Genomic DNA, 12,418 nt, shown 5'->3' on the forward strand with positions numbered 1-12,418 from the left:
GAGAAATCAGGCGCTGCGGGTTTTCAGGGACGGGGCCGCCGTGATCACCCAGGCCTTAGGCGTTGCGAGCGGGGCCTTGCAGACCGCCTCGACCGATCGGCCGTCCTGGAACCGATAGCGCACCGGCAGGTCGGCCGCGCAGCGGGTCTGGACGGCGAAGAACATGGCCTCTGCGTCGGCGTAGGGGTCGTGATCCTCTATGGCGGCCAGAACTGGTGATCCGGCCAGGACGCCGCATTTGTCGGTGGTGTCCAGCTTAATGCCCTCTGGGACTTGGTAGAAGCCTGTCGAGCCGCCGGTGCAATTCTGGCCGTTCATGTGGAACAGGGCGGCGCGGCGATAGTCGCCTCGGCCGGGTTCGTCCTTTAAGGCGACGCCCAGGGTCGCCAGCCTCGCCTCGATCCCCGCCCAACGATCCGCGCCGGGTCCGTCCAGCAGGATATGGATTCCGCTGTCTGCCGGCAGAAGGGCGCGGAAGTCCGTCACGCCATAGCCGTCGCCGGCGCGCCCGGCGTCCAGCATCGTCTTCCACAGGTCGAAGACATCGCGCCGACCTTGGGACGCTTTGCGCGCCTCCAGATCGGCGACCCACTGGATCACCACGCCGCAATCGTAGACGCCCGACCCGGAACGCAGACGGCGGGGATCATAATCGCGGTTTCCCAGAGTGGATCGGCAGCCGTTCAGTCGCTGGGCCAGGGAGGTTCTGGTCTGGGCGTCGTCGATGACGCCCGAGGAGGCGGCGGCCGCCAGGGCGCCGTATTCGGCTCCACCCTCGTGCAGCCACGGCGCTGTGTCGCCGTCCTTCACAGTGAGCCCGTGGCCGTTCCACAGGTGGAAGGTCTCATGCCAGACGAAGGTTGACAGGGGGCCGGTCACGTCCTCGTCCGGCGAATCCCAGGACGCGCCGAAGAAGCGGGTGGAGATGACGCCGGTGTCGGTCACGTCGCCGCGAAAGGTCGAGGGGCCGGGGCCGTCGGTCGTGACGATCAAAACAGGCTGATAGGGCAGGTCGCGGCCAAGCCGTGCGCCATAGAAGGTCTGCGCCGCCAGAAAACCGTCGCTCATCAGCTTGGACAGCGATGCGGGGACCGAGGCGCCGGACACCACCGTCCCGCCGTCCCGACGCGTAACCGCCGCTTCCGGGCCGAGATAGGCGTAGCCCTTGATCGCATCGGTCCGGGGCAGGGCGGTTTCGCCCGCGACAGGCCGCGCGGTCAGTTCGGCGTCCATCCCCTTCAGCGCCAGGCCGGGGCCGTAAAGGACATGGCCCGCACCGACGCGCGCCAGGGCCATATAGACGCGGTCGACCTCGGCTGCGTCCGGCGCGATCAGGATTTCGAAGGTGTCGAACGGTCGATCGGACTTCACCACCCCGTCCGCCAGGCTAAGGCCGGGCGTGGTCACGGTCCAAAGGGTGCGAATGATGTCGGTGTCCAAGAAGGCGACTTCGGTCGTCGGCTGGGCCAGCCGCCAGGTCACGGCGACGCCGCTGGGGGCCGTGCGCGCCTCGATGGTCGCCGCCTGCTGGGCATTTGCCGGAGCGGTCATGCCCAAAGTCAGGGTCAGGGTGACCGCGAGCGCTCCGATCCATTTCGACTGCATCTGGGTCAGAGCTCCTGGAGTGTAAGCGTCAGCATACTGGCGTTTTCGATTCAGGCGATTTCGTGGCGACGCTGGACTTGGAATCGCTTTCGGCGCCAGAGACGGTTTGCATCGGATGCGGGCGGATGACGCACCGTCGCGCGGCGTGTTATCGGCGTCGGGAAGGGCGTCGGTTTAGACGTCGGGGATCCGCATGCTTCGCAAACTGTACGACCGCGTGTTCGAACTGGCCCGCAGCCGGCACGCGACCAAGGCCCTGGCCGTGGTCTCCTTCGTCGAGAGTTCGTTCTTTCCCATTCCGCCCGACGTGATGCTGGCGCCGATGATCCTGGCGCGGCCGCAGAAGGCCTATTTCTATGCGGCCGTCTGCACCATCGCCTCGGTGCTGGGCGGGATGCTGGGCTACGCTATCGGCTATTTCCTGACGGATGTGGGTCTGGCCATCATGCGGGTGCTGGGCCATTCGGACGGGGTGGAGCAGTTCCGCCAGTGGTTCGATCAGTGGGGCCTGTGGGTCATATTGATCAAGGGTCTGACGCCCATTCCCTACAAGCTGGTGACGATCGCTTCCGGTCTGGCGGCGTTCAGCTTCCCGATCTTCATCGCCGCCTCGGTGGCGACGCGCGGCGGGCGGTTCTTCCTGGAGGCGTGGATCCTGAAACGGTGGGGGCCCGCCATGCTGGCCCAGGTGGAGAAACGGCTGGCGCTGTGGACCGGCGCAGGCCTGGTCGCCCTGATCGGTCTGATCGTCGTGCTGAAGCTTCTGTAAGTCGACGGATCGGGGCAGGCGGGTTAAGAGCGAAGCACGATGACAGACGCCTATCGCCTTCTGACCCGTTGGTGGACCGCCTTCGCCCTGGCCGCGTCGCTGGCGATGCTGGGCGCGGCCCATGCGTTTCAGCGGTTCGGCGGGCTGGCGCCGTGCAATCTGTGCCTGAAGCAGCGCGAGGTCTATTGGGCGGCGGTCGTCGTGGGGGGGCTGGCCACGGCCTGGACGCTGTTCAGCGGCGGACGGCGCGGCACGCCGCGCATCGCCGCCTTCCTCCTGGCCGCCGTCTTCGCCACCGGCGCGGTCACGGCCATTTTCCACATGGGCGGCGAGTACAGGTGGTGGGCCCTGCCGGCGACCTGCGCGTCGGGCGGCGGCAGCATCGACATGGACAGTCTGGCGGCGCTGGCGCTGGGCACGGGGCCGACGGTGAAGGTGATCGGCTGCGGCGACGTGGCGTGGAGTTGGCTGGGCCTGTCGATGGCGGGGTGGAACGCCATCATCGCCTCGGCTTTGGCGGTCTTCAGCCTGCTGGCCGCCAAACGGCCCAAGGACGCCCGCGCGCCCCGGATCGAAAGGGCCTGATGCAATGAGCGGCTCCATTCCTCTCGCCCGTCCCGGACGCGGCGCCGACAAGGCCCGGATGGACGAGATCCTGCGTGTCGATCACGCCGGGGAATATGCGGCGGTCCTGATCTATCGCGCGCAGAAGGCGGTGTTCGAGGGGCGCAAGACCCATGGCGACATGGTGCGCGACCTGACCGAGATGCAGGATCAGGAGGCGGTGCATCTGGACCGTTTCAACCGCCTGCTGAACGAACGCCGGGTGCGGCCCACGGTGATGACGCCCCTGTGGCGGATCGCGGCCTCGGCCCTGGGCGCCGGCACGGCCCTGATGGGCGAGAAGGCCGCCCACGCCTGCACCGAGGCGGTCGAGAGCGTGATCGAGAAACACTATGCCGACCAGATCGCCGAGATCGGCGAGCGCGACCCGGCCCTGGCCGCCGAGCTGAAACAGTTCCGCGACGAGGAACTGGCTCACCACGACCATGCCATCGAACACGGCAGCCGCGAGGCCCCGGCCTATCGGCTGCTGTCGGGCGTGATCAAGGCGGGATGCCGGGTGGCGATCAAGGTCAGCGAGAAGGTTTGAGGGCGGCGTTTCCTCCCCGCTTTGCGGGGAGGGGGACCACGAAGTGGTGGAGGGGCTTTTAAAATCCCACCGGCGTCGAAGAGCCCCTCCGTCTCTCCGCTTCGCTGCGAGCCACCTCCCCATGTAATGGGGAGGAGACAGGTGGCCGTTCTCAGAAGATTTCGAACAGCCCGGCCGCGCCCATGCCGCCGCCGATGCACATGGTGACCACGCCATATTTGGCGCCGCGACGCTTGCCCTCGATCAGGACGTGGCCGGTCATGCGGGCACCGGACATGCCGTAGGGGTGGCCGATGGAGATGGCGCCGCCCGAGACGTTCAGCCGGTCGTCGGGAATGCCCAGTTGGTCCTGGCAATACAGGACCTGGGCGGCGAAGGCTTCGTTCAGCTCCCAGATGCCGATGTCGTCGACCGTCAGGCCGTGGCGCTTCAGCAGCTTGGGCACGGCGTAGACCGGGCCGATGCCCATCTCGTCCGGCTCGCAGCCCGCCACGGCCATGCCGCGATAGGCGCCGAGCGGCTGCAGATTGCGTTTCACCGCCTCGCCGACCTCCATGACGACGGCGGCGGAGGCGCCGTCCGACAATTGTGAGGCGTTGCCCGCGGTGACGAACTCACCCTGCTGGATTTCCTCGCCGCCGCCGAAGACGGGCTTCAGACCCTTCAGGCCTTCCAGCGTGGTGTCGGCGCGGTTGCCCTCGTCCTTGGACAGGGTGACTTCCTTCGAGGACGTCTGGCCGGTCGCCTTGTCCATGACCAGCATGGTGGTGGTCATCGGCACGATTTCGGCGTCCAGACGGCCATCGGCCTGGGCCTGGGCGGTGCGCTGCTGGGATTGCAGGGCGTATTCGTCCTGACGGTCGCGCGAAATGCCGTAGCGGCGCGACACCACCTCGGCCGTCTCCAGCATCGACATATAGATGTGGGGCGACAGCTTCAGCAGCGCTTCGTCCTTCATCCGGTACAGGTTCATGTTCTGGTTCTGCACCAGGGAGATGGACTCAAGCCCGCCGCCCACGGCCATCTTCTGCTGGTCGAAGACGACCTGTTTGGCCGCCGTGGCGATGCCCATCAGGCCCGAGGCGCACTGGCGGTCCAGGCTCATGCCCGGCACGGAGGACGGCAAACCGGCGGCCAACGCGATCTGACGCGCGACATTGGTGCCGGTGGAACCCTGCTGAAGCGCCGCACCCATGACCACGTCCTCGATCTCGGCCGGATCGACACCGGCGCGCTGGACAGCGTGGCGGACGGCGTGGGCGCCCAACTGCTGCGCCTGGGTGTCATTGAAGGCGCCGCGATAGGCCCGGCCGATCGGCGTGCGGGCGGTGGAGACGATGACGGCTTCGCGCATGGATGCTCTCTTTCGCTTGGCCTATCGCCCTTTGGGCTGGTTGAGGCCGTTGTTCCTCTGAGACGAAGTTAGGCGCCTGACGCCACGTTAACGCAAGACACCATCCGCACCTCGTCATCCTCGGGCTCGCCTCAGCCCGCGAATGACGATCAGGAATGCGCCTTCTGGGCCTTGGTCAGTTCGATCATGCCTTGAGCCGCGCCCATTTCCGGCACGATCTCGCCCTCGCGGTCCGAGATGGCGTCGAAGCGGGCGGCGACCTGTTCGGGGGCGTCGGCCCCGGTGATGAAATCGCCTTGCGTCAGGGTGACATAGGCGCGTTCGAAGCCGCCGGCGCCGGCGGCCAGGATCGCGCGCGTGGGCGCGTCGCGGCTGACCAGATACAGCAGGCCCGGCGTGACCAGCGACGGCTCCAGCGCCTCCAGCGGCAGAGCGGCGCCCAAGTCTTCGGTCATGCGGGTGTGGGCGGTCGGCGCCAGGCTGTTGACGCGGATGTCGTTCTTGGCCCCCTCGATGGCCAGGGTCTGCATCAGCCCGACCAGCGCCATCTTCGCCGCGCCATAATTGGCCTGGCCGAAGTTGCCGTACAGACCCGACGACGAGGTGGTCATCACGATCCGGCCATAGTTCTGTTGGCGCATGATCTCCCACACCGCCTTGGTGCAGTTGACCGCCCCCATCAGGTGGACGTCGAGCACGAAGCGGAAGTCGTCCAACTCCATCTTGGCGAAGGATTTGTCGCGCAGCACGCCGGCGTTGTTCACAAGGATGTCGACCCGACCCCATTTGGCCGCCGCCTGATCGACCATGGCCTGAACGGCGGTGAAGTCGGTGACGGAGGCGGCATTGGCGATGGCTTGCCCGCCCGCCGCCTCGATTTCCGCGACCACGGCCTCGGCCGCCGTCGCCGATCCGCCCGAGCCGTCGCGCGCGCCGCCCAGATCATTGACCACCACCTTGGCGCCCCGCGCCGCCAGCGCCAGAGCATGCTCCCGGCCCAGGCCGCCGCCCGCCCCCGTCACGATCGCCACCTGTCCGTCGAACCGTATCGCCATAATCGCTTCCCTTCGCAGGCGCCCAATGTGTTGAAACGGCGCCACAGTCGTCACAATCCTAACCTGAGTGCGGAACCGTGCGCCAGCCACGCCGTTCGGTCGGGTGAATGCTGTGCTAGTGCGCAGCTTCGCGCATTCACACAGTGAGGAAGCTATGAAGCTCAAACTTCTCGCCTCCGTCGCCGCGGCCGGACTGTTCGCAGCCGGCGCCGCATCGGCGGAACCCAATGGTTGGTACGGCGCCATCGACGCCGGTTACCACATGATCGACGACATCAACGCCGAGTCGTCGACGACCGGCGCCAACTGGAACTATGAAGTGAACAACGGCTGGGCCGCCTTTGCGCGCCTGGGCTATCGCTTCAACCCCAACTGGCGCGTCGAGCTCGAAGGCGGCTACCGCTCGGGCGACATCGGCAAGGTCCGCGCCGTTTCCGGCACGCAAGGCCTGTGCAACCTGACCCCGGCGACGGGCGGTTGCTTCTCGCCGGAAGGCGACATCGAATCCGCCACCCTGATGGCCAACGTCATCTATGACTTCGGCTACGAAGCCTGGGGCATCCGTCCGTTCGTGGGTCTGGGCGCCGGTGTGAACCGCGTCAACGTCGACACCGTCGGCGCGCTGCGCGCCAACCGTCTGGCTGCGTTCGCCGCTGACGACAGCTCGACCAAGTTCGCCGCTCAGGCGATCGCCGGTCTGGCCTGGGCGATCAGCGACCGCGCCAACATCGACCTGACCTACCGCTATCTGACGGGCGACGCCTCGTGGGATTCGACCACGGCCGGCACCGGCGTGGGCGCCACGTCGTTCGGCACCTGGGATGGCGACTATGATCAGTCGCACACCGTGACCCTGGGTCTGCGCTACAGCTTCGGCGCTGAAGACGCGCCGCCGCCGCCGCCTCCCCCGCCCCCGCCCCCGCCGCCGCCGCCGCCGCCTCCGCCGCCTCCGCCGGCTCCGGTCGCTCAGACCCCGGTCGCTCGCCAGTTCGTGGTCTACTTCGACTGGGATCGCTCGGACCTGACGGCGGAAGCCCGTTCGGTGGTGACGCAGGCCGCCAACTACGCCAAGTCGGGTCGTCCGACGCGCGTCCTGATCGTCGGCTACACCGACACCTCGGGTTCGGCCGCCTATAACCTGGGTCTGTCCAACCGTCGTTCGCGCACCGTCGCGGACGCCCTGGTGGCTCAAGGCGTCAACGGCGGCGTGATCGCCCTGGACGGCAAGGGCGAGACCAACCTGGCCAAGCCCACCGCCGACGGCGTGCGTGAACCGCTCAACCGCCGCGCGACCATCGACATCAACTTCTAAGACCCAATGGAAAGCCGGTCTGGACACCAGACCGGCGATCTAGAGGATCGATGAAGACGTCGATTTCGAAACCGGAAGCCGTCGTCGTCTCAAGGGCGGCGGCGGCTTTTGTGCGATTAAGTCACAGTCGGCAGTCCCATTTTTGGAAACGTCGCCTGGATCCATCTTTCCTGTTGATCGCGTGGAACCAGCGCGACACAAGGCAAGGAATGACTGCCTTGTTTGAACGTCCTGATTGCATTGTTCGCGGCCGCGAGTCGGTGGATAAGGTCGGATCGTTCGCGGGCAGGCCGGTCAGATGACGAATCTCAGATCGTCTTCTCGAATGCTTTCGGCGCGCCGTCGTCGCCGTTATCGTCTGCGTGCGGACACGGAGCAGCGTCACACGGTTCTGCGCGTTCGATCTGTGCAAACGGCCGATTCCGCGACGATTTCAGCCTTCCCCGCGCCGACGCCCCGCGCGCGCGATGGTCTGGAAGGTCGCCGCTTTCTGATCGTCTCGGCGCCCTTCGGCGCCTTCGGCATGGCTCTGGCCGGCGTGCTGGAAGGCCGGGGCGCCCGCGTCGATCGCATGATCTTCAACGCTGGCGATGCGATGAACTGGCGTCGCGCGGGCGGGGTTCGCTTCAAGGGCACGGCGCAGGCGTGGGCGGACGGGATTTCAGCCCTCGACGCCTATAGCGACATCATCGTCTTTGGCGAGGCGGGTCCCTATAATCGCGCGGTGTTGGCGGCGGCCGACGCCCTGTACGCACGCATCTGGGTGCTGGAGAACGGCTATTTCCGCCCGGACTGGATCACGGTGGAGCGCAACGGCGTCAACGGGTCCAGCGCCCTGCCGCGCTTCCGCGACGGCTATCCCGAACCCGCGCCTCATCTGCCCGAGCCGCATCAAGTCGGCAAGATTCTGCCCCACCACGTGGCCAATATCAGCGCCTATCATACAGCCCAGGTCCTGGGCGGCGCGCTGTTTCCGAACTACGCGGCCCCCTATGTCTTTTCTCCGCTGAAACAATGCGCGGGTCATATCCGCCGCTACGTCAGCCTGGCGTTCCGCCGTCCCGAAAACTGCGACGCCGATCTCATCAGGGCCAAGGGCGACTTCTTCATCGCCTGTCTTCAGCGCGAGGGCGACGCCCAGCTGCTGCGCTATTCGCGCTATGCCGACAACACCGCCTTCCTGGCGGCGGTCATCAAGAGCTTCGCGGAACAGGCGCCCGGCGCCAGCCGGCTGGTGGTCAAGAACCACCCCCTCGATCCGGGCGTCATCGACCTGCGCAAGGTGGCTCTGCGCCTGGCGCGCGAGCATGGACTGGAGGGGAGGGTCGACTTCATCGACGGCGGCAATCTGGCGGCCCTGTGCCGGGCGTCGCGGGGCATGGTGGTCAACAACTCCAGCGCCGCCTTGTCGGCCCTGGGCTTCCACACGCCGGTCAAGGTGATGGGCGACGCCTTCTTCGATTTCGAGGGACTGACCGACCAGCAGTCCATCGACGGCTTCTGGTCCGCCCCTCAGGCGCCGGACACGGCCCTGTTCACCCGTTTCCGAGCTCATGTGATCGCCCAAAGCCAGGTCAACGGCAACTTCCACGAGCCCCACGCCATTTTGCCCACCGCGCGCGGCGTTGCCGATGTCTTCGAGCGCGCCGCCCGCTGATCCGCGTTTTGATGGTCTGCATTAGTGTGGCGCCCACACCACTCCTCCTGGGCTGTCATATTTCTGTGACATAACTGTCGTCGCAGGGTCGGACATCGGCCCTAGAGGAGGCTGGATTGCGACATGCCTTAGACATGTCCTCGACCATTTTCGGTCCACCAGCTGGGGATAGCTTAATGACCTTCCGCAACCTGGCGTATGGCGCCTCTGCCGTCGCCATCCTCATGTCCGCTTCAACGGGTGCCTTCGCGCAGGAAACTACCGGGGCGATCACCGGGTTTGTATACGACGCCTCGGGAGCGCCCCTCGCCGGTGCTACTGTGACTGTCACCCACACGCCTTCGGGAACGACCTCAACGACCGTCACGGATCAGACGGGACAATTCTCCGCTCGTGGCCTGCGTGTGGGCGGACCTTATACCGTGCGCAGCGTCTCGACGTCGGGCGATGCTTCCAGCCAAGTCTCGTCGATCGGCATCGGCACGCCTGTTGCAGTCGAATTGGTTGTCGCAGGTGCCTCCGGGAGCGCTTCCCAAGTGGCGGACGTTGTTGTGACAGGTATCCGTTCGGGCGGCCTGCGGACTTCGCCCCGCGCCAACCTGAACCTCAGCGACATTGAGACGCTGCCGTCAATTGGTCGCGACATCAAAGACATTGTGCGCACCACGCCGTTCGCGACTGTTGATCCCACCAACCAAGACGCTTTGTCAATTGGCGGGCAAAACACTCGCTACAACGCCATTCTGCTTGACGGCATTCGTCAAAGCGACGACTTCGGCCTCAACGGCAACGGCTATCCTACGCTTAACTCGCCGATTTCCCGGTCGGTGATCGAAGCCGTCACCGTAGATGTTGCGCCCTATGGCGTGCAGTACGGTTCCTTCACTGGAGGCGTGGTCAACTCGGTTACGAAATCGGGTACGAACGATTTCCACGGCGAAATCTTCTACGAAAAAACGGATCAAGATTTGCGTGGCGAAACCTTCAGCTACAAGGATTTTGTTTCGGGTCAGCGTCAAGACCGTAGCCTCACCGGTGAGTTTGAGGACAAAACCTGGGGCGCTACTCTGCGTGGCCCGATTATTCGTGACCGACTGTTCTTCCTGTTGAACTATGAAAAGAACGAGCAGACAACTCCAGTTCTAGCTGGACCGGCTGGTGCGGGCTTGCCGAACGAAGCCGAAGGCATCACTCAGTCCCAGATCGATCAAGTTCGCGAAATTGCCAAGACTGTTTACAATTTCGATCCGCTGGACTGGCGGGCGAGCAATCTGGGCAGCCAAGATGAAAAATACTTCGCCAAGATCGACTGGAACATCAACGATCGCCATCGGGCCGTAGTATCCTACCAGCAAACTGAAGCTAGTGAACTTCGGTTGAATAACACCACTACCAGCGGCACCAATGTATCGGTGGGTTTGCTGTCGTCGGCCTACAAGTTCGACACCAGCTTGAAGGTGTATCGTGCACAACTGTTCTCGGATTGGACTGACCGGTTCTCCACCGAATTGTCCGTCAGCCGTAAGGAGGTGGAGAACATTTCCAACAGCCTAGCCGGAAACGATTTTGCTGCCATGCAAGTGTATCTGGACTCGCCTTATGGAGCGCAGGCGGGCACGCGCCGGTCGATCCGCTTCGGTCCAGAGCGTTCGCGCCATGCGAACAGCCTGACAGTCGAGACCACCCTGTATCGCGCTGTCGCAAAATACGATGCCGGCTTCGGGCACCGATTTACCGGCGGGTTCGAACGAGAAGAACAGGATGTGTTCAATCTGTTCGTCCAAGTCGCGAATGGAGAATATGAGTTCGATTCGATCGACAGCTTCCGCAACCGTCAAGCCGCTTCGATCGGCTACTCCAATGCAGCAAGCAACAATAAGAACGATGGTGCTGCCTCGTTCAAGTATGCGCAAAATACGCTGTATTTCCAAGATGAATGGAGCGCGACGCCTAACCTGACCATTACCGCTGGTCTGCGGTACGATTGGTACACGACCGACGATAAGCCACAGGTGAATCCAGGGTTCGTCCAACGCTTCGGCTTCGCTAACAACGCTACCATCGACGGCATTTCCAGCCTTCAGCCGCGTTTCGGTTTCAACTGGCGTGCTCCGTGGGACGTCACGGTTTATGGCGGTTTCGGGCGCTTCCAGGGTGGTTCGCCAAACGTGTGGCTGTCCAACGCCTATTCAAACCCTGGCAATCTGCTTGGCTCGTTCCAATGCAAGACGGCCGCCAACTACCAGTCGCAGTTCGCGCGTAACTTTGCCGTGTGTAGCGCGGAGGAACGTTCGGCGCTTGCCAACGTCAATGGCCTTCAGGTTGCCGACGTGGCCAAGCAGGCCGTCACCACCAGCGCCGCTTTGGGCACAGGCAATATCAACCTGACCGACCCGACCTTCAAAACGCCGTCGATCTGGAAGACATCGCTTGGCGCGACCAAATCGTTCGACTTCAGCCGCTTCCGGATGGGCGAAGGCTGGCGAGTCACGGCTGAGTATGTTCACTCCGAACTTGAAGACGCGATCGGTTGGGTCGATCTGTCCTTGGCTCGTACGCAAAATGGCGCGGCTCCTGATGGTCGTCCGGTGTTTGGGCCGAACCCTGTACGTCGCGGTCAGCAAGTCTTGATGCTGACCAACATCGATGGCGGCAAGGCTGATCAGTTCGCCTTTGCTGTCGGCAAGGATTGGTATGATGGTTGGCTGAACGGGGCCGGATTCAATCTGTCCTACACCTATCTGGACAGCAAGGATGCGTCTGGCGGTACATCGTCGACGGCCAGCTCCAACTTCGGCAACATCGCCCTGTCGGATCCGAATGACGCGCCGCTGGCGACGTCTAGCTACGAGATCGAACACGCGTTGAAGCTGAATGTCAGCTATTCTCGCGCATTCTTCGGTGACTATCGGACGCGCATTAATCTGTATGCGCAACGCAGGTCTGGCTTGGCCTATAGCTACACGTTCGGCAACGCTGACTTCGGTGAATACATCACCACGTCGCGCCAACTGCTGTATGTGCCGCAAGTGGACTCGTCGGGGAACATTACGGCCACAAGTGACCCGCGTGTCAGCTACGGCGCCAACTTCAATGTCGCGAACTTCAACGATTTCTTGAAGAGAACGGGTCTGATCGACTACGCTGGTGAAATCTCGCCGCGTAACGCCTTCAAGTCTCCTTACGTAACTACGGTGGATATGCACATCGAGCAGGAGCTTCCGGCCTTCTTCCCGGGCGGCGCCAAGTTGATCGGCTATATGGACATCGAAAATCTTGGCAATCTGATCAACGACGAATGGGGTTCGATCCAACAGATCGGTTTCCCTTATACATCCGGCAATGTGGATGCGACGATCGCCAATAATCGCTACACCTACACTAACTTCTCCAATCGCAGCCCATCGGTGCCCAGCGTCAACGCGGTGTGGCAAATCAAACTAGGCGTTCGCTACCAGTTCTGATTATCAGTTGATTACCATCACGAAGGGCGGTCCGTTCGCGGGCCGCCCT

At 64.0% G+C, this 12,418-nt stretch carries 9 protein-coding genes; 6 read left to right on the plus strand and 3 right to left on the minus strand.

Translation table 11 applies throughout. The annotated features are described in order from the left end of the window. Positions 1 to 6: 6 nt before the first annotated feature. A complete protein-coding gene (locus P0Y50_06770) occupies positions 7 to 1,605 on the minus strand; it encodes a hypothetical protein (protein ID WEK41305.1) in 1,599 nt (532 codons plus the stop codon). A gap of 193 nt (positions 1,606 to 1,798) precedes the next feature. Between P0Y50_06770 and P0Y50_06775 the strand changes: the two genes are divergently transcribed. Genes P0Y50_06775 through P0Y50_06785 form a run of 3 tightly spaced genes read left to right on the plus strand, consistent with a single transcriptional unit; the run spans position 1,799 to position 3,527 of the window. Continuing rightward, positions 1,799 to 2,374 carry a DedA family protein gene (locus P0Y50_06775; GenBank protein WEK41306.1) on the plus strand — a complete coding sequence of 192 codons (576 nt, stop codon included), beginning with the start codon at positions 1,799 to 1,801 and terminating at the stop codon, positions 2,372 to 2,374. A 39-nt stretch (positions 2,375 to 2,413) separates the two neighbouring features. Next, on the plus strand, positions 2,414 to 2,959 hold the full coding sequence (locus P0Y50_06780) for a disulfide bond formation protein B (protein WEK41307.1): 546 nt from the start codon (positions 2,414 to 2,416) through the stop codon (positions 2,957 to 2,959). A gap of 4 nt (positions 2,960 to 2,963) precedes the next feature. Then, positions 2,964 to 3,527, plus strand: a complete 564-nt coding sequence (locus P0Y50_06785; protein ID WEK41308.1) for a demethoxyubiquinone hydroxylase family protein — start codon at positions 2,964 to 2,966, stop codon at positions 3,525 to 3,527. Positions 3,528 to 3,678: 151 nt separating this feature from the next. Here P0Y50_06785 and P0Y50_06790 read toward each other — a convergent pair whose 3' ends face one another. After that, a complete protein-coding gene (locus tag P0Y50_06790) occupies positions 3,679 to 4,881 on the minus strand; it encodes an acetyl-CoA C-acyltransferase (protein WEK41309.1) in 1,203 nt (400 codons plus the stop codon). A 149-nt stretch (positions 4,882 to 5,030) separates the two neighbouring features. Continuing rightward, entirely contained in the window at positions 5,031 to 5,936 is a 906-nt protein-coding gene (locus P0Y50_06795) for an SDR family NAD(P)-dependent oxidoreductase (protein ID WEK41310.1), read from the minus strand. A 154-nt stretch (positions 5,937 to 6,090) separates the two neighbouring features. Here P0Y50_06795 and P0Y50_06800 point away from each other — a divergent pair, with 154 nt between their 5' ends. The 3 genes from P0Y50_06800 to P0Y50_06810 all read left to right on the plus strand — a co-directional run bounded on the left by P0Y50_06800 (position 6,091) and on the right by P0Y50_06810 (position 12,369). Beyond that, complete coding sequence (locus P0Y50_06800; GenBank protein WEK41311.1) at positions 6,091 to 7,248, plus strand: outer membrane beta-barrel protein; 1,158 nt, start codon at positions 6,091 to 6,093, stop codon at positions 7,246 to 7,248. A 406-nt stretch (positions 7,249 to 7,654) separates the two neighbouring features. Continuing rightward, on the plus strand, positions 7,655 to 8,905 hold the full coding sequence (locus P0Y50_06805; protein WEK41312.1) for a capsular biosynthesis protein: 1,251 nt from the start codon (positions 7,655 to 7,657) through the stop codon (positions 8,903 to 8,905). 176 nt (positions 8,906 to 9,081) lie between these two features. Continuing rightward, the gene (locus P0Y50_06810) at positions 9,082 to 12,369 is read left to right on the plus strand and encodes a TonB-dependent receptor (protein WEK41313.1); all 3,288 of its coding nucleotides are present in this window, start codon (positions 9,082 to 9,084) and stop codon (positions 12,367 to 12,369) included. Positions 12,370 to 12,418: the final 49 nt, after the last annotated feature.

Source organism: Candidatus Brevundimonas colombiensis (assembly GCA_029202665.1).
Taxonomy (GTDB): domain Bacteria; phylum Pseudomonadota; class Alphaproteobacteria; order Caulobacterales; family Caulobacteraceae; genus Brevundimonas; species Brevundimonas colombiensis.